This window comes from Ruthenibacterium lactatiformans (assembly GCF_000949455.1).
Taxonomy (GTDB): domain Bacteria; phylum Bacillota; class Clostridia; order Oscillospirales; family Ruminococcaceae; genus Ruthenibacterium; species Ruthenibacterium lactatiformans.
The window spans coordinates 1-14,480 of record NZ_JXXK01000008.1 but is presented as its reverse complement, the minus strand read 5'-3'; the positions used below and the strand labels follow the sequence as shown (position 1 = coordinate 14,480).

The window sequence follows — 14,480 nt, the reverse complement described above, 5'->3', positions numbered from 1 at the left end:
GTTAGCAATTCAATCAGTTGATCCGTTACCTCATGGCAAGGCAGTTTGTTTTTTGCGGTTACTGTATTTCAAGATATGCAACCTCATTTTTGTGCATTTGAATTATCTCCCAAACTAATTGTGCCTGATTTTCGGTAAGAAAAAATCGGACAAGTTTTCTTTCTCTTGTTGAAGGCGTATCCTGCGTTACAAGTTGGACTTTTTTTGCTGGGAACATAATGCAAACAACTAAAACATATACATGTAAAATTGTTTTTAATAGATATCTTTTTTGCTCTTTGAATGTTTTCGGATAATAATCTTTAGAATGAGTTTTATGATTCGACAATGTAATTGTTTTGGTGGGAATTAAAGAAGTGCTTCTCGAATTCTGACTGCTTATAGAATTATTTTTATAGTGTCCGTCATTTGTTCTAGGGGGCTGAGAAATGATTGTATCACGCACATGTTTTTCGCAAAGCTTGGAATTATCTGTAAAACAAACACAAGTCTTTTTATTCAATGCGCAACAACTATTTTCTTTGATATAATATAAGCATCCTTTTGCATAATCTTCAATAGAATATGTTTTGCATTTTGATTGGCCAATAGGATGAGAATATTCACGATTTTTTTCTGTAAACAGCTGCCAATCGTAAACAAAGCTCATACCGTGTCCGTCTCCCTTACTCATTTCAATCACCTCGCTACCATTTTACCATAAAACAGAATTATCTTATATAAGCGTTTTGTATAAATAACAATTTGTTTTTTACACCACCTTGACCGCAAACTCTGTCTTGCGGTTTCTTTAATGATGTTGCAATAGTTCCTCTTTACGGCACAAAAGAATTGCCGCAAACGTCGCATTCTGAATGTTTGACAACGCATAGATGCAAGGTGTCAAAAGGATATAACACAAGCAATATGCATTGTAAAAGTCCGGAGTATCTTTTGCATAGCTACAAATTGTATGGTACAAAAAGTATTTATGAAAATCACTCTGGGCTTGAAAAATGGGAAATGGATTATTTAGATGGGGCAATTATTTAATGTTGCAATTGACCTCATTGCATGAAATGAATATAATATATATAGAAACATAGACTGTCACAAGCTCACGCATTGATTGTTTTAGTGTTTTAGAAATCGTCACTACGTACTAAAAGTGTAAAAAAGAGGCGAATAATATGATTTATCCATTTATGACACTTTCAGATAACACAGAAATCACATTTGGAAAGCCAATTGAAAATGACACGGGAGAACATGTAGATGTATTTATTGAGACACCAGTGAGCACGGGGTTCAAGAATGCATATTGCCGTTTGCCTGAATATGCGTGGAGAAATGTTGATGGATATAGTGACGCTGAAATTCAGTATTTTCAGGAACTCCTTGAAAGTACGGCACATTTGATCATTCGGTTCTCGAAGCAAGGAGGAATGGGCTGTGCCGCAAATATTTAGAGTTGGGGCATATCTTGTGTATTTTTGGTCAAATGAAAATTATCCATTAGAACCAGTACACGTTCATATCACACAGGGGACTCCATCCGGAAATGCAACAAAAGTTTGGATTACACGACAAGGAAAATGTTTGCTAGCCCATAATAATTCTAAAATTCCGGAACGAATGCTTTCCGATATCATGGATGTCATCGAAGCCAGATCGTTTGAAATCGTTAGAAAGTGGCAAGATCATCACGGAGAAATAAGATTTTATTGTTGATTATGGTGGGCGACAACATGAAACGAGAATACGATTTTTCAAATGCAAGGAAAAACCCATATAGCAAACAGCTAAAACGACAAATCACAATAAACATTGATGCGGAAGCAATAGACTATTTCAAAAGTCAGTCTGAAGAGGCCGCATCCCGTATCAAACGCTTATAAATTTATATCTGAAAGATTGTGCATCAAACAAGCGAAAGCTAACCTTATCATGGAATTAAATTGAATATAACGAAGAACGCTCTGCTTTGCAGGGCGTTTTTTTGGATGTAGCGCATGAAAAATATTTTGGATGATGCCTGGAAAACCCACAGTGCTTGTTGACATTTCGTAAGCGAGTGCATATAATATATGTACACGATAATGTACATGTTTTGTGACAAAGAGGTGTCTATAATGCTTAATACAAATATTACGCAATTCAGGAAAAATGTTTTTGCTATGCTTGAGAATACAATTAAATACAATGAGCCAATAAATATTTCTACAAAATCCGGCAATGCTATCTTGCTAAGTGAAGAAGAGTATAATGGTATTATGGCAACGCTTGAATTGTCGTCAAACGCAGAGTTGAAAAAAACGCTGATCGATGGAATGAACACGCCTCTGTCCGAGTGTATTCCTGAAGACGAGGTGGTTTGGTGAGTTATAAAATTGTATATTCCAAAGATGCAGTAAAGGATATTCAAAAGCTTCAAAGAGCGAATCTTGCAACCAAAGCAAAAGCTTTGATTGAGGTAATCAGAAATAATCCTTATCAGACCCCACCGTCATATGAAAAATTGGTTGGTGATTTGTTTGGAATGTACTCAAGACGAATTAACAGACAGCATAGGATAGTGTACCAAGTTTTTGAAGATGAAAAGATAGTAAAAATCATCAGAATGTGGACGCATTATGAAAAGTAGAGAGGTTTCTTAATGAGTACCGTTTTCGATAAAGTTGCATTAGGTCTAGAAGAAGCTATTGCCTATGAAAAGGGCGAGTTGGAGGCAAAAAAACGAAGGTAACGGTTGAACCAGTTACAGAGTTTAGTGCCAGTGAAATTAATTGAATATAACGAAGAACGCTCTGCTTTGCGGGGCGTTTTTTTGCGCAGCGCGTGAAAAATATTTTGGATGATACTTGACTTGTAACGCTGTTTGCGTTACACTTGTGGCGAGAGGTGAATGATATGGAAAAGTCAGTTACAATGAATCTACGGGTAAATCCACAGGTCAAACAGCAGGCTGAAAATGTTTTAAAACAACTAGGTATTCCTATGGCAACTGCAGTAGACGCGTATCTGAGACAAATTTCTCTTACTGGCGGGATTCCGTTCCCAATTACACTTCCAAAGGCACCAGCAGAGATCAATGCAGATAATATGACAAATTCGGAACTTCGCGCGGCAATAACAGCAGGCTATGAAGAAATGGAGCAAGGAAAAGTGCAAAATGCTTCTGCGGCGTTTGCAGCTTTTCATAAAACCCACAAATGAAGCAGTATAATGTAGAAATCACCAGCCTCGCACTGGATGATATGAATTCAATCTATGATTATATAGCAAAAGCTTTCCAAGAACCAGAAACAGCAATGCGGCAATACGATCGGATTGCAGAGAAAATTCGATCCCTTGAGACCTTACCGGATCGTTGCAAACAAATTGTCTTAGCCCCACAATTACACGTTGTCAGGCAGCTGATAGTCGACAATTACTCTATAATATATACAATAGAAAACAGCTCTGTGATAGTGCTGCGTGTGCTATATAGTTCATCTGATATTGCATCACGTCTACAATTTGATTAACGCAATGAACGCTCTGCTTTGCGGGGCGTTTTTTGATCCAAGGCGACGAAATGGAGCCGTCAAGAGTTGTGCACCAATGCTTGTCTTATACTGCGCTATATAATAAAAACGTAAAATCCGTTTTTAATCTTTGATTTTCGCTATTTTTGCCCGATATTTGAGGATTTCAAATGCGTTTTTGTGGCTGAAATGATTTGTTAAGCATAATCCATCGTAGGCTTCAATTGTAGCTACTGAATGTAGCTCGGAAAACTTTGTGAGAATGACCAATTGTAACCCCTCTCGCCATGGGGTATAATATCAAGCACAGGAGAGTGAAGCAAATGAAAAACGAAGAATTGATTTTGCAGATGTTGGGTGAATTAAAGGCCGGCCAGGAAAAGCTGGAGACAGAAGTTCGTCGCACTCGCATGCTTGTAGAACAGCAAGACCACAAAATCAGCCTTATTGCTGAGCAGTATACTGATATTGCGGAAAAACTGGACAAGGCGAATGACCGCGCCGCGCAGATCGACGACATGCGCGACAGGCTGCGCACGCTGGAAACTGTTGTGATGAATCACACCGCTGTACTCAAAGATCTTCGCAAGGCTGAATAAAAATAAGCGAGCAAAGGACATAAGGCTGAGGATGTGGCAATTACTCGCAGCGCAACGAATACGCTGTTAAAATGGACAGAACGAACTGATTCAATTGTAAATGTAGGTTTGTACGAATAGAGGCGATTGTATGTCCAAAAATGATTTTGGGTTTTATGGCTCAGGTCTTGACGGTTATGTACACTATAAGCAGAGCGTTGATAGGATCAATCAATCTGCTCCGATGAGAAAACACGAAGTAAAGTCATCAAAAAAATACGAGGAAAAGCAATTGGGATCGCCTGTTGTCTCATTATTCAGAGTGGTTTCCTCTATAATGATTGGTTTGGCTATAATTTTTGTGATTTTGCTTTTGAAATGATAAATATTTGATACTTTGATTTCGCATAAAGCGCTCTATCTAACAAGATAGGGCGCTCTTTTTATACCCAAAATCAGAACAAAGGAGCATAAAAGAAAATGAAACGCAAGAGATTTATAAAGAACTGCGTTATCGTAGGAGCTGTTATGCTCCTGTATCTCTGTGTGCCGCAAATGCTTGCAGCTTTGCTGTAAGTATTAAAAATACATAATAAATACATATTTTAAAGGAGAATTACCATGAACAAGCAGAACAAAGCCCGAGTAGAAACCATCATGATGAACGCCCACACCGAAGGGAACGGTATCAAGACTGCATTGATCCCCGTTGACCTGTGTGAACTTAGTCCAATTTACCAGCGTGACCAAGGGCGTCATGTCGCTCACATTGCATCGAATTGGGATGATAATAAAGCTGGCCACTTGGAAGCGAGTGAGCGAGGAGATCATTTTAATATTTGGGACGGCGGCAACCGTTTGCGTGCTGCCGTTATGGTTGGTAAGACACATGTGCTTTGCAATATTCGCACAGGTCTTACAGACGAAGATGAAGCGCACCTGTTTGTAACACAAGAAGAAAATGTAACCAAACTAACGCAATACGACAAATTTATTGCGGCGTGTGCCAGCGGTGAAGAACGTGGCAAGGCTGCGTTGCTTTTGCGTGATATCTGCGATGAATATGGTATCAAGATCAAAAAGGCATGTGGAAAGAACAGTGCCGGCGTGTTGACTGCGATAGGTGTTGCGCTTGCCATTACTAACAATGAGCCTGATGAACTTCGGTGGATCTTTAGAATTATTCGGGAAGCAAACTGGCATATGGAGCCTGGAGCATATAGCAGATCGGTTATTATGGCATTGAATTATGTCTATACGGCTCGTTGTGACATTTCTCCGAATGAACTTAGAACAGAAATTGTAAAAATCATTTCGCAAAGTTCTCCGAAGCGGTTTGAATACATGGCAAGAGCATGCTATATCGATCGTAAACCCAGCAATGCAATGGCGAGTGTGATTGAGCATTACATCAATAAACTGCCTCAATATGGGGAGCGGAAAGTACAGGAGCTGCCCACACGTGGTTTGATCTTTTGACATTATAATGGCAAAAGTATTGACAGGCAAATATCGCAATCTTATAATTAGTCAATACAAGGCGGGCTAAAGAAAAAACGCCCCAAAGGAGTTGATATATATGGTTTTAAATCTGGGAACACGTGTTTTTACAATCGTAGGCTGCAAAACGAATCGTGAGCATCTATTGTCGGAAGTAACGGTAACTTATCGAAAAAATGGCTTTTTACGTGGATTTTGGACAGTGCCTGTGAAGCGTGAAAGACACACCGGGAAGATATTCTTCAGGCTCGGAGACGACATTTTTTATCTATCTGAGTTTGTAAGAGTATAGAAAAAGCAGTTCTGAAGGGCATCTGCATAAAAGCCCTATCACAGGTTTGAGTATCAACAAAATATTTAGTGGAGGGTCAAATATGATCGTTTCAAAAGAAAATCAACGGCTGTATCTTCGTTCTTGCGACTATAACATGGCGCGTATGATGTCAGCACTGGCAAGTTTGGTGAAAGAGCACGGCGGCAGGGTAAAGCCTACAAGGCAGGCTTTTATCAGTGACCGGAATTGTAAGGACACTGAACCGATCAAGGTCACACATACTTCGTACATTAGTTTTGTATTAAATGATGTGTACTACTACTACCAGGTAGATGATAACCCGTTCTTTCCTTTTTACTATATCAAGACACCAATTAAAAACGGGAAATACTCAATGGACGCAGCTTTGGAAGAGACCAAAAAAGGTTGGCTTATAGATAGCTTTTGGGGACAGCATTGTAGTGAATCCAACATCCGTTGCGCTGCTGAGTTTGTGTTCAATGAATTGAGTAAAGCACGAATGAGTACAGTCATTCGAGACTTTAAACGGACAAAAGTACCTAATTTGTACGATGATGGTTGGCACTGGGAGAAGGTTTATAAACCAGAACGAATCGGAACGATTGATTTTTAAATGTGAATTTTAGGAGGAAACGACTGTGTGTATTCGAATTAATGGGGACATCAATGATGTCGCGGAGATGTATTTAGACAATGAATTGCGCTTTATTAAGAGCTTCCTTGAAGAAGTACTTGATCTTCCAGGGCGTCCGACCATTAATGAATTGCTCGGTGCAGTAAAACATGAGCTGCATGAGGATGAAGAAGTGGAGACAAAAGAAAAAAGCGTTTTCTTTGTCAGCCATCCGACTTATACAGTGGAGTTTTCTACTGAATTTGAAGCGAGAAAATTTATGGAAACAGTAGCTGCCCCGTTTGGTTTCTACAAATTGTTCCGGTTTGATGGCAGGCATATGCACTATATGGGAAAGCATAGCAATGCGGCGTAGAGGAGGAGACCGACATGAATATGATTGAAAAAAAGCTGTTGACGCAAATGCAATTGTACAACGCAGAAACAAGAATCTTTAGATTTTGTAGTAATGAAATTAGTAATCTTGCGTTTGCAATTGGATCTACATTCGAAGAAGTTACAAAGGCAATTGAAAAATTATTTGAGTTTGGAAAGCTAGAATTCGCATATAGCGAAGGCCCGTCTCATGAAAAATGTGGCTTTATGTTAGCAAATACAAAGGAACGCGAAAACGATTTAGTCGACAAAAAAGTGCTTGATAGAACAAGTATTCGAGTCTTGGAAAAATTAAATAACTTTGAGCACTCTTCAAGTAAGACATGGGTATTTGGAGACGATGCCTTGCTTCCAGTTATGGAGTCGATTGGAATCGATCGAGCTGAGTTTGATAAGTGTATACGTTTCCTTGAAGGAAAAGGCTACTTAAAATGTGACGATTGGAGTTATCCAGATAGATTTGAGCTGTCTTACAAGGGTATTCACTACGAAGAATTTATAAAGTTGGAGGCACTAAAAAATGAACCTTAGATACATAGATCTCGACGAGAACCTTTTGACGCGAGGTTCTGACGGTACATATTACAGGCTGCGAATAGGGCAGGACGATTGGATTGACTCGCCGCGCGATTGGAGTCCACTGGGTCATATGCTGTGTTGGAATAGAAGATATAATCTCGGAGACAAACACGATTACAGTGAACCTATTGATTTCTGGCATGATATGGTGCGTGAGCATATTGACAGAAATACGCTTTTCGCTTATGCGCTATCCGGAGATGGGAGCGTTAGGCTTCAGAAAGAGATTGATGAAGATGGCGAAGAAAGCTATGAGCTTTGTTATTGGGGATATATTTCTTTCTTGGGGGATAAGCAAAAAGCGTCATGGTGCATTGATAAGACATATGACACAGGTGACATTGAAGACCTTCGCTCAGGTGGTTGGTACGTTGAGGATGACATCATAGAAGATCTTGGTTTTGAAGATTGTAAGAGGCTTCTCAAGGACAAAGTTTTCTATCTGCCTTTGTATCTCTATGACCATTCGGGAATTACGATGAGCACTGGCAGTTTTTGCGATTCATGGGATTCTGGTCAAGTTGGTTTTATCTATGTTACCAAAGAGGATATTGAAAAAGAGTACGGAGCATTCAATAAAAAGAATCTCGAAACGGCTATGAGCGTGCTTCGGGGAGAAGTAGATATTTATAATCAATATATTCATGGTGATGTGTATTGGTATCGTCTTGAAAAATTTCTGGGAGGCACAGTGGCCGGCGAGGAAGTTAGCCCACAAGAGGCCCTTTATGCAGATATTTTCTGGGAAGAAATCGATAGCTGCGGCGGATTCTATGGTAGTGATGTGACAGAAAATGGCATGACCGAGCACTGGCCAGAAATGGAAGAGGTGGCATGAATGGAATACGAAATCAGAAATTATTCCTCGTACGACGATGATCCGCGATTTGTTGTGCGGTCAGATACTGGCAATATTTCGAATATTTCTGACCGTATGGTAAGGCTTGCAGCGAAAATTACAGAAATCTACGCAGGAGATATTTTCTACGACATTGATACATTAAATCGCGTCGTTGAGAGCGGAAAGAATCATGCATGGCTTCTCTGTCTGCGGGAAGATGGTACATGTCTGCATGATATATCGTTTCACAGAAACGAATTAGATGGAATCGAGTTTGATAATTTCGTTTATGACGGATGTGGAATCGAAGAGTATATCCAGTTTTGGCGGCTATCTTGTATCGATGGTGATGTTGAGCTGAAACGTGTATATTTGACAAAGCAATGGAGGACTCGTGTACAAAATGAACAAATGGATCAGTGTAAATGAAAGGCTTCCGGAAAGAGAGCTTTTAGAACGTATGCACCGATTTCCCAAGATATCGTTACTTATGTGAAAGAGAATGCGTAGGTACGAAAGCTTAAATCAACCAGGCTGTCCTACCGGCCGGACGGGGAGAAAGAGAGAAAAGAAAATGAACGAATGGTTTTGTACAGTATTCCCGAATGACCTTGATGAAATGCCGCAGGATTTTGAAAGCTATGTAGAAGCGAAAGAATACGGCGATGAAATGTTTGGAGAAGGCGATTATACCATTGAAAGCCCGTGTTAATAACACCCGCCCCGGAGGCAACGAGGGCAGAAAGGGTTTTACGATGGAAAATATCAAAATCCATATCAATTATTTGGACGTTTACGCCAAGCAACTGAGCCAACTCACAAATGAGCTGTTGGGTATGCAGGATAAGTACGATGTTACCGCAGACCTCGATCAGATAGAGCGGCTTAGTAGCCAGTTGGAACAGCTTAAAGCCGTTGTAGATACGCTTCCGCTTGCGTAACAAAATGCGCCTGGCCTATCGGGCATACGGGGAGAAAGAGAAAAGAAAATGAACGTGATTAGAAATCATCCGTATATGAGCAGACGCACGATTAAAGCATGGGAAACTAATGGCGGAGAATTTTTGCAAGTAATAGATGCTAGAGATATTTTTCATTGGAATTATTCAGTGGAATTTGAATTAGTTCCGGGCGGGCTGGATTCAATATATAGCAGCCCTAATTTGGAAAAGTGCTTTGAATTCGTAAGAAAATTTATGGAGCGCAACCCCACCCGCTAAATAACCAACAGCCCGCCCCAGAGGTCACGAGGGCAGAAATGGCAGCAACTATCAGTTATCTAATACAAGGAGAAATTCAATATGAGTTTACAAATAAGATCTTCAAAATGGATTCTTACTGATGATGACTGTGCACAATATGTGCGTAATCTTGACGAATTCAAAGGAAATGTTTTTGAGCTGTGGCAGGTGTGTGGGGTTCTTGATATGTTTGCAGTTGCCCACGCATTCATCAACATTAACGATTACTCGGAAGATGAAATTGAAGATGTCCTTCATTATTATAGCTACGAAAATCTGGACGACTTTGTTCAGGAGATTTCACCGGCAACTATTGAGCGTAAAGCGGATGGCACGTTGGACAGAGAATCCCCAAACTATATCGTGGAGTGGCAGCTTATTGCTGAGATGTTGTTTGAAACAGAAGCTCTTTACAGACATCTCGTACCGGGAAAGATATGGAATGAGTACGAAATGGCTGCAGCATATATCCGCAAAACCATTGGACAGGAAGAAGAAAACGAGGAGGATTAAAGATACAGTATGAAATTTGAAAAAGCATGCTATAGCAGAAAAGCATTGTATGAGTGCTGTGACAAAGTTAAAGCGTTGCCGAGGGCCGCGCGTGTACGGGCAGATCATTCTGCGTTGTGCTATGGTGTGTTGGCACAAACATTTGATTTTTGTCTGGAGAAAACAAGTTGTTGTTTGTTTGAACGTGATTTTTCGCCATGGGAAGATTACGCAAAAGCGGTAAAGAATAAGTTTCCGAAAAAGGAAATGGACAAGCTGTATGCAGGCTGCGTTCGTTTTTTAAAAAACCAATTAATTGAAATTCATAAAATGATGGAAACTGGAGAAGTCGATAGCATAGATTAACATTTGAAAATGAGGTGTTCGTATGCCGTATACGGTAAATGGTGTTGAATACGATTTTGATTCCTGCGTAAATCAGCGAATAAAACAAGATTTTGTAAACCGTGAAGTTATGTGTTGTATGACTTCAGAAGTCGAATACATATTGAGATTGGCGAATGAATTAAGCGGTTACGATGCTCCGTTCACCGAAGGAGATGTAAGTAACTATTTTGTGAAAGAATGTGATAAATGCGGTAGCCAGTATGGGTTTGATGAGTTTTATCCCGATGACAAAAAAATTGAAATAGAGAAAGATGAAGATGGAACATATATGTGCCCTGTATGCGGATTGTATTATGATACTGAGGCAGAAGCGCGGGAATGTTGTTCTACTGAAAAATTGTATAAGTGCCAAAGCTGCGGTCACGTGTATACAGAAGAAGAGTACGAATATCTGGATGAAAAACCTCAAGAAGTATATGAATGGTGGGCGGTAACAAACTGGCTTGGCGATAAACTGAAAGAACGCGGCGAAGTAGTGATCGAAGGATGGGGCCATTGGTATTGGGGCAGAGGCAATACAGGACAGGGGATTGCACTGGATGGTGTGATTTCAAGTATCTGCTATGGCATGGAGATATTGGAGGGCCAGAAGTGTAATTGGGAGAATAGAACGTGAAAAGTGGACTCGGATATAATTGCATAAAAACTGATGATCCTTGGGTCGATCAGAATTCCAATAAACGGCACTGTAAAGTAAAAATGAAAAAATAGGACCCGAAAGCACAAAAAAGCTCTATGCAACGAGCAGAAGCTCGCGCTTACGCTTTTTGGATAGTTGAAGGCCGGCACACTGAGCCGGAGTAAGGCCATTCAAGGCGGAGTGAGGGCGGACGAAGTTGTAGAAAAAGATGAACATGGAAATGAGGTTGTTGGCAGAGGAAAAAGAGGAAAAGCCCTGTTTGGTTTTGTACCATGCCTTGAACTGCTTGTTAAAGCACTCAATGAGGTTGTTGGTGATGTCATCGTGGAAACTTTCCACGCGGATGTGCTGAACCCCATGCAGCGTCTTGACAGGCATTTGATAGGCGAAGTAACGGTCGCTCACAATGGCGCGAGGCGAGCCTAAATCCTTTACCGCTTCCAGTATGGTGAAAGCCTGAGGACTGTCCCTGTGGCGGTCCAGATGGAAGCCAAGGACAAAGCGCGTCTCACTGTCCAGAATGAGCCAGAGGTAGTATTTCTTGCCCTGTATCTTAACGACAGTTTCATCGGCATGCCACTCGTCAGAGTTGAAATTGAGTGCTGGAATGAGCTGTAAGGCCATGTTTTGGAACATCGGGGCGAAGTTGGTACACCAGTTACTAATGGTCGTGTGGGACACCAGGACATTCATCACGGTACGCAGAATCAATGCGATATTGCGGAACGAGTTCTTGCCCAGGTAGAACATGCTCAAGGCCGTTAGAATCACATGAACAGGGTAGCGCATCCGCTTGAAATCGGTCTTTCCAAAGAGTTGGGACATGGACGGAGCAGAGATAGCGGTAGGCTTCGGTACAAACATGGAGTGGTTGCACTTCTTGTCACAGCAGCGGTAGTCGCTGTAGTGCTCCATATCATGGTGCAGGAAAGTTGCCTTGCCGCAAATAGGACAGGAAGGATAGCTCTTCGTTCGAGTATAAACACGCTCCGGCGTTTCCGGTGCCCACTGATACCAACACTTCTTGCAACGATACTTTTGATGTCCATGCGAATCTTTTCCGTAGCGATAAAAATCCGTTTTGTTGTTGCACTTCGGGCAACTTATTTGATACAATTTTGCCATGAGGACTCGTCTCCTTTCGGGAGGTACGTGGGTTTGTGGTAAAACCATTGTACCAGAAGGGCTGACGGGTCCTCAACTTTCATTTAACTTTACAGTCCGCAATAAACAATAAGGAGCAGAAAATGAAATTACATCTTGAATGCGAGCGAACGATTCATTTTCAAAAAGTTGATGGTACACAAGGTGTCCTCAAAGAGGGGGCTCAGGCCTATATGCATTTTATCACATCTAAAAAAATTGATATCTGGATGCGGGCGACTGTTTTGGAACTGCATGATGAAGGGCTTCGGGTCCAGTCCGACGATGGCCTTCGCTGGAACTTTTTCTACAGCGATTTGAAAGATGTCAGTACTCAAAAGCCTGATGCTGTTACAAGAGCGGAAGTTGAACGATTAATTAATTTTTTGAGACCGGTCCCGCATACCAGCCTGCCGGACTGCTTTGTGCAAGCTGTGGCTCTATTGACGAGGCCGTACCATCGACTGACAGAACAGCAGGCAGCCGTTATCAGAAAAATGGCAATGGAAAATGACTGTGATGTCCTGGAAGACTGCTGTACTGGACAGCAATACACATGGGGCGTTGCGGACGGCAGCGTTCAACTGATGCCACTGAAAGGACGTCTATAATAAGAAAGCGACTTAAGGAGACGATACGAATGACAATGCAGGAGTATAAGCGCGTACAGTGTCCAGCAATTTTGGAGCCATTTTGGATCGGACAGGGATACGGATACAAAAATATGAGTCCGCTGCTTCGCACAGAATCATGGAGCGGGGTACCGGATGACGAGATCATATATATCCCAGAATCAGCATATGACAATGGATTTTTAGATCCACTCGGAGTATACACAAAACGAGATTTTATCGAGCTGGCAGGCAATCGAGCCCGTGAGCTGTTTGATTATTGCGATTGGCAGTCACCGGAAGCCGCATGGAATGAAATTGAGAGTGAAGGATAGGGGTATTGTGAAGATTGAAAATATTGTTGATGACTGGAGGTCAAAAACTTAAATGGATTAATGTCTAATGATGGAGCTGAAAAAGAAGGCAACTGCGGCAAGGACACGTAACGGCACTTATAATAGAAATGCCGATGAACTTGAGAAAATATTTCAAGATGCCGGCAATGCGCTCAAGGCGGAATTTGAAGAAGGGTACAGCGCCGGCTATGCAGATGCATGGCAGGAAATTAAAAAGGTCGTAGCCAATGCGGCATTTGACGCTGAAATGGGCGCTGCCTATGGTGAAGTTGTATGATGGTGCGTCAGTTGTCAAGGGAACAGTTGAATGAGCTGAAAGAAACGTACATGTTTGAAACGGTATGCAGTGGTCCCAGTTATAGTGATCTGGCAGAAGCGTGTAACATTCCTGACGAATTGATTTTTGAGCATTATGACGGATACGATTTTGTGAATGATGATTTTTTCTGCTCCGCTGGGATGTAAGCTTGCCAAAAAGAAACAAAAAACCATTTTCGGTCTTCAACCAGGCGCAGAACTGGTAACTCTGTGCCACAACTGTGTAGGCTTGAGACAAGGCCACATGGTAAACTCCTTTCGCCAGTCGTCCAAGCAAATAGGTTTGGGCGTCTGGTTGAGGACCGGAAAATGCAAGAGGTGATATGAGAAAAAATGGCGAATGTAGAATTGTATATTCATCCCAATTGGATACCGTTTTATATTGAGTGCTATAACAGGATGCTGTTTGTGGAAATCATTGAGGGCGATGTTGAAGAAGCCAAGCAGATTCTTACAGACAGGTACGAAGATTGGGTCGATGGAGGCCCTTGTGAAGTATGTGATGTGTGCTGCGAGGAATATATGCTTGAAGGTCTGAATAATGAGAAATTTATCTTTTCAGTGGGATATGGGGAGGAAATACAATGAGAACATATGCAGTTTTTGTAAGGCGCGAAGGCGTTGCATATATTCAGGCAGAAAATGAGGATGAAGCCTATGCCGCAGCGGAGGATATGGAATTCAAAGACATCTCATGGGACGATTATTATACGCTTGAAAACGTGCAGGAGGAATGAAGATAAGTACATATCTTGAAGAAATGTGCACCAATCCATATATTAGTTTGTTTTTCCATGACGGCCGTGTTGATGTACTAGATAGCGACGGAGAGTACGTGGATTATATTTGCTATCAAGAAGATTTTGAAACGGATGATGAGTTGATTCGAGAGGTTGCGGAATTTGCTAGTTATGCGAACAAGTGTAAAACAGATGCCGAAACAGTGGCGTTTTTGAAGTATTG

28 protein-coding genes are annotated in these 14,480 nt (G+C 41.3%); 26 read left to right on the top strand and 2 right to left on the bottom strand.

The genetic code is table 11. The features are described from left to right. Positions 1 to 58: 58 nt before the first annotated feature. Complete coding sequence (locus tag TQ39_RS20745; protein ID WP_156146216.1) at positions 59 to 673, bottom strand: hypothetical protein; 615 nt, start codon at positions 671 to 673, stop codon at positions 59 to 61. 496 nt (positions 674 to 1,169) lie between these two features. Between TQ39_RS20745 and TQ39_RS07345 the strand changes: the two genes are divergently transcribed. The 20 genes from TQ39_RS07345 to TQ39_RS07265 all read left to right on the top strand — a co-directional run bounded on the left by TQ39_RS07345 (position 1,170) and on the right by TQ39_RS07265 (position 11,065). Then, on the top strand, positions 1,170 to 1,448 hold the full coding sequence (locus TQ39_RS07345) for a hypothetical protein (protein ID WP_009323283.1): 279 nt from the start codon (positions 1,170 to 1,172) through the stop codon (positions 1,446 to 1,448). Continuing rightward, entirely contained in the window at positions 1,432 to 1,710 is a 279-nt protein-coding gene (locus TQ39_RS20170) for a DUF4160 domain-containing protein (protein ID WP_082052160.1), read from the top strand. The genes TQ39_RS07345 and TQ39_RS20170 overlap by 17 nt, the downstream gene beginning before the upstream one ends. Before the next feature lie 401 nt (positions 1,711 to 2,111). Next, entirely contained in the window at positions 2,112 to 2,360 is a 249-nt protein-coding gene (locus tag TQ39_RS07335) for a type II toxin-antitoxin system Phd/YefM family antitoxin (RefSeq protein WP_050005068.1), read from the top strand. Continuing rightward, positions 2,357 to 2,623, top strand: a complete 267-nt coding sequence (locus TQ39_RS20165; RefSeq protein WP_040909922.1) for a Txe/YoeB family addiction module toxin — start codon at positions 2,357 to 2,359, stop codon at positions 2,621 to 2,623. The genes TQ39_RS07335 and TQ39_RS20165 overlap by 4 nt, the downstream gene beginning before the upstream one ends. A gap of 266 nt (positions 2,624 to 2,889) precedes the next feature. Next, a complete protein-coding gene (locus TQ39_RS07330; RefSeq protein ID WP_050005067.1) occupies positions 2,890 to 3,195 on the top strand; it encodes a type II toxin-antitoxin system RelB/DinJ family antitoxin in 306 nt (101 codons plus the stop codon). Then, the gene (locus tag TQ39_RS20160; protein ID WP_082052159.1) at positions 3,192 to 3,506 is read left to right on the top strand and encodes a type II toxin-antitoxin system RelE/ParE family toxin; all 315 of its coding nucleotides are present in this window, start codon (positions 3,192 to 3,194) and stop codon (positions 3,504 to 3,506) included. The genes TQ39_RS07330 and TQ39_RS20160 overlap by 4 nt, the downstream gene beginning before the upstream one ends. A 323-nt stretch (positions 3,507 to 3,829) precedes the next feature. After that, a complete protein-coding gene (locus TQ39_RS07325) occupies positions 3,830 to 4,105 on the top strand; it encodes a hypothetical protein (RefSeq protein ID WP_050005066.1) in 276 nt (91 codons plus the stop codon). 130 nt (positions 4,106 to 4,235) lie between these two features. Then, a complete protein-coding gene (locus TQ39_RS07320) occupies positions 4,236 to 4,466 on the top strand; it encodes a hypothetical protein (protein WP_050005065.1) in 231 nt (76 codons plus the stop codon). Between the two features lie 239 nt (positions 4,467 to 4,705). Next, positions 4,706 to 5,563 carry a DUF6551 family protein gene (locus TQ39_RS07315; RefSeq protein WP_050005064.1) on the top strand — a complete coding sequence of 286 codons (858 nt, stop codon included), beginning with the start codon at positions 4,706 to 4,708 and terminating at the stop codon, positions 5,561 to 5,563. Positions 5,564 to 5,958: 395 nt separating this feature from the next. Next, on the top strand, positions 5,959 to 6,492 hold the full coding sequence (locus TQ39_RS07310) for a hypothetical protein (protein WP_050005063.1): 534 nt from the start codon (positions 5,959 to 5,961) through the stop codon (positions 6,490 to 6,492). Positions 6,493 to 6,517: 25 nt separating this feature from the next. After that, on the top strand, positions 6,518 to 6,868 hold the full coding sequence (locus tag TQ39_RS07305; protein WP_050005062.1) for a hypothetical protein: 351 nt from the start codon (positions 6,518 to 6,520) through the stop codon (positions 6,866 to 6,868). Positions 6,869 to 6,882: 14 nt separating this feature from the next. Further along, positions 6,883 to 7,419, top strand: a complete 537-nt coding sequence (locus TQ39_RS07300) for a hypothetical protein (protein WP_050005061.1) — start codon at positions 6,883 to 6,885, stop codon at positions 7,417 to 7,419. After that, positions 7,409 to 8,305 carry a hypothetical protein gene (locus tag TQ39_RS07295; protein WP_009323275.1) on the top strand — a complete coding sequence of 299 codons (897 nt, stop codon included), beginning with the start codon at positions 7,409 to 7,411 and terminating at the stop codon, positions 8,303 to 8,305. The genes TQ39_RS07300 and TQ39_RS07295 overlap by 11 nt, the downstream gene beginning before the upstream one ends. Further along, entirely contained in the window at positions 8,306 to 8,737 is a 432-nt protein-coding gene (locus TQ39_RS07290; RefSeq protein ID WP_050005060.1) for a hypothetical protein, read from the top strand. 145 nt (positions 8,738 to 8,882) lie between these two features. Then, a complete protein-coding gene (locus tag TQ39_RS20740) occupies positions 8,883 to 9,020 on the top strand; it encodes a hypothetical protein (protein ID WP_009323273.1) in 138 nt (45 codons plus the stop codon). 43 nt (positions 9,021 to 9,063) lie between these two features. Next, the gene (locus tag TQ39_RS07285) at positions 9,064 to 9,249 is read left to right on the top strand and encodes a hypothetical protein (protein WP_050005059.1); all 186 of its coding nucleotides are present in this window, start codon (positions 9,064 to 9,066) and stop codon (positions 9,247 to 9,249) included. Between the two features lie 48 nt (positions 9,250 to 9,297). Beyond that, on the top strand, positions 9,298 to 9,528 hold the full coding sequence (locus TQ39_RS07280; protein ID WP_009323270.1) for a hypothetical protein: 231 nt from the start codon (positions 9,298 to 9,300) through the stop codon (positions 9,526 to 9,528). Between the two features lie 81 nt (positions 9,529 to 9,609). Next, entirely contained in the window at positions 9,610 to 10,062 is a 453-nt protein-coding gene (locus TQ39_RS07275) for a hypothetical protein (RefSeq protein WP_009323265.1), read from the top strand. A 9-nt stretch (positions 10,063 to 10,071) separates the two neighbouring features. Further along, the gene (locus tag TQ39_RS07270; protein WP_050005058.1) at positions 10,072 to 10,407 is read left to right on the top strand and encodes a hypothetical protein; all 336 of its coding nucleotides are present in this window, start codon (positions 10,072 to 10,074) and stop codon (positions 10,405 to 10,407) included. Positions 10,408 to 10,429: 22 nt separating this feature from the next. After that, positions 10,430 to 11,065, top strand: coding sequence for a hypothetical protein (locus tag TQ39_RS07265; protein WP_050005057.1), 636 nt, complete (start codon positions 10,430 to 10,432; stop codon positions 11,063 to 11,065). A 117-nt stretch (positions 11,066 to 11,182) separates the two neighbouring features. Here TQ39_RS07265 and TQ39_RS07260 read toward each other — a convergent pair whose 3' ends face one another. Next, positions 11,183 to 12,214, bottom strand: a complete 1,032-nt coding sequence (locus TQ39_RS07260) for an IS6 family transposase (RefSeq protein WP_050005056.1) — start codon at positions 12,212 to 12,214, stop codon at positions 11,183 to 11,185. Positions 12,215 to 12,336: 122 nt separating this feature from the next. Here TQ39_RS07260 and TQ39_RS07255 point away from each other — a divergent pair, with 122 nt between their 5' ends. The 6 genes from TQ39_RS07255 to TQ39_RS07235 all read left to right on the top strand — a co-directional run. Then, positions 12,337 to 12,843, top strand: a complete 507-nt coding sequence (locus TQ39_RS07255) for a hypothetical protein (RefSeq protein WP_009323261.1) — start codon at positions 12,337 to 12,339, stop codon at positions 12,841 to 12,843. A 29-nt stretch (positions 12,844 to 12,872) separates the two neighbouring features. Then, positions 12,873 to 13,178 carry a hypothetical protein gene (locus TQ39_RS07250; RefSeq protein WP_009323260.1) on the top strand — a complete coding sequence of 102 codons (306 nt, stop codon included), beginning with the start codon at positions 12,873 to 12,875 and terminating at the stop codon, positions 13,176 to 13,178. A gap of 67 nt (positions 13,179 to 13,245) precedes the next feature. Continuing rightward, positions 13,246 to 13,476, top strand: coding sequence for a hypothetical protein (locus TQ39_RS07245; protein ID WP_040909920.1), 231 nt, complete (start codon positions 13,246 to 13,248; stop codon positions 13,474 to 13,476). 449 nt (positions 13,477 to 13,925) lie between these two features. Further along, positions 13,926 to 14,105 carry a hypothetical protein gene (locus TQ39_RS07240; protein WP_156146214.1) on the top strand — a complete coding sequence of 60 codons (180 nt, stop codon included), beginning with the start codon at positions 13,926 to 13,928 and terminating at the stop codon, positions 14,103 to 14,105. Continuing rightward, the gene (locus tag TQ39_RS20735; protein WP_009323255.1) at positions 14,102 to 14,254 is read left to right on the top strand and encodes a hypothetical protein; all 153 of its coding nucleotides are present in this window, start codon (positions 14,102 to 14,104) and stop codon (positions 14,252 to 14,254) included. Before TQ39_RS07240 ends, TQ39_RS20735 begins: the two co-directional genes overlap by 4 nt. Next, the coding region (locus tag TQ39_RS07235) for a hypothetical protein (RefSeq protein ID WP_156146212.1) at positions 14,251 to 14,480 on the top strand (230 nt) is incomplete at its 3' end. The genes TQ39_RS20735 and TQ39_RS07235, both read left to right, overlap by 4 nt.

Bases quoted from the DNA above. Each gene is read 5' to 3' on its own strand.
- TQ39_RS07310 (WP_050005063.1), top strand. From the start codon at position 5,959: ATGATCGTTTCAAAAGAAAATCAACGGCTGTATCTTCGTTCTTGCGAC.
- TQ39_RS07315 (WP_050005064.1), top strand. From the start codon at position 4,706: ATGAACAAGCAGAACAAAGCCCGAGTAGAAACCATCATGATGAACGCC.
- TQ39_RS20735 (WP_009323255.1), top strand. From the start codon at position 14,102: ATGAGAACATATGCAGTTTTTGTAAGGCGCGAAGGCGTTGCATATATT.
- TQ39_RS20740 (WP_009323273.1), top strand. From the start codon at position 8,883: ATGAACGAATGGTTTTGTACAGTATTCCCGAATGACCTTGATGAAATG.
- TQ39_RS07335 (WP_050005068.1), top strand. From the start codon at position 2,112: ATGCTTAATACAAATATTACGCAATTCAGGAAAAATGTTTTTGCTATG.
- TQ39_RS20160 (WP_082052159.1), top strand. From the start codon at position 3,192: ATGAAGCAGTATAATGTAGAAATCACCAGCCTCGCACTGGATGATATG.
- TQ39_RS07330 (WP_050005067.1), top strand. From the start codon at position 2,890: ATGGAAAAGTCAGTTACAATGAATCTACGGGTAAATCCACAGGTCAAA.
- TQ39_RS20745 (WP_156146216.1), bottom strand. From the start codon at position 673: ATGAGTAAGGGAGACGGACACGGTATGAGCTTTGTTTACGATTGGCAG.
- TQ39_RS07270 (WP_050005058.1), top strand. From the start codon at position 10,072: ATGAAATTTGAAAAAGCATGCTATAGCAGAAAAGCATTGTATGAGTGC.
- TQ39_RS07265 (WP_050005057.1), top strand. From the start codon at position 10,430: ATGCCGTATACGGTAAATGGTGTTGAATACGATTTTGATTCCTGCGTA.
- TQ39_RS07325 (WP_050005066.1), top strand. From the start codon at position 3,830: ATGAAAAACGAAGAATTGATTTTGCAGATGTTGGGTGAATTAAAGGCC.
- TQ39_RS07300 (WP_050005061.1), top strand. From the start codon at position 6,883: ATGAATATGATTGAAAAAAAGCTGTTGACGCAAATGCAATTGTACAAC.
- TQ39_RS07255 (WP_009323261.1), top strand. From the start codon at position 12,337: ATGAAATTACATCTTGAATGCGAGCGAACGATTCATTTTCAAAAAGTT.
- TQ39_RS07320 (WP_050005065.1), top strand. From the start codon at position 4,236: ATGTCCAAAAATGATTTTGGGTTTTATGGCTCAGGTCTTGACGGTTAT.
- TQ39_RS07275 (WP_009323265.1), top strand. From the start codon at position 9,610: ATGAGTTTACAAATAAGATCTTCAAAATGGATTCTTACTGATGATGAC.
- TQ39_RS07285 (WP_050005059.1), top strand. From the start codon at position 9,064: ATGGAAAATATCAAAATCCATATCAATTATTTGGACGTTTACGCCAAG.
- TQ39_RS07345 (WP_009323283.1), top strand. From the start codon at position 1,170: ATGATTTATCCATTTATGACACTTTCAGATAACACAGAAATCACATTT.
- TQ39_RS07280 (WP_009323270.1), top strand. From the start codon at position 9,298: ATGAACGTGATTAGAAATCATCCGTATATGAGCAGACGCACGATTAAA.
- TQ39_RS07250 (WP_009323260.1), top strand. From the start codon at position 12,873: ATGACAATGCAGGAGTATAAGCGCGTACAGTGTCCAGCAATTTTGGAG.
- TQ39_RS07260 (WP_050005056.1), bottom strand. From the start codon at position 12,214: ATGGCAAAATTGTATCAAATAAGTTGCCCGAAGTGCAACAACAAAACG.
- TQ39_RS07290 (WP_050005060.1), top strand. From the start codon at position 8,306: ATGGAATACGAAATCAGAAATTATTCCTCGTACGACGATGATCCGCGA.
- TQ39_RS07295 (WP_009323275.1), top strand. From the start codon at position 7,409: ATGAACCTTAGATACATAGATCTCGACGAGAACCTTTTGACGCGAGGT.
- TQ39_RS07245 (WP_040909920.1), top strand. From the start codon at position 13,246: ATGATGGAGCTGAAAAAGAAGGCAACTGCGGCAAGGACACGTAACGGC.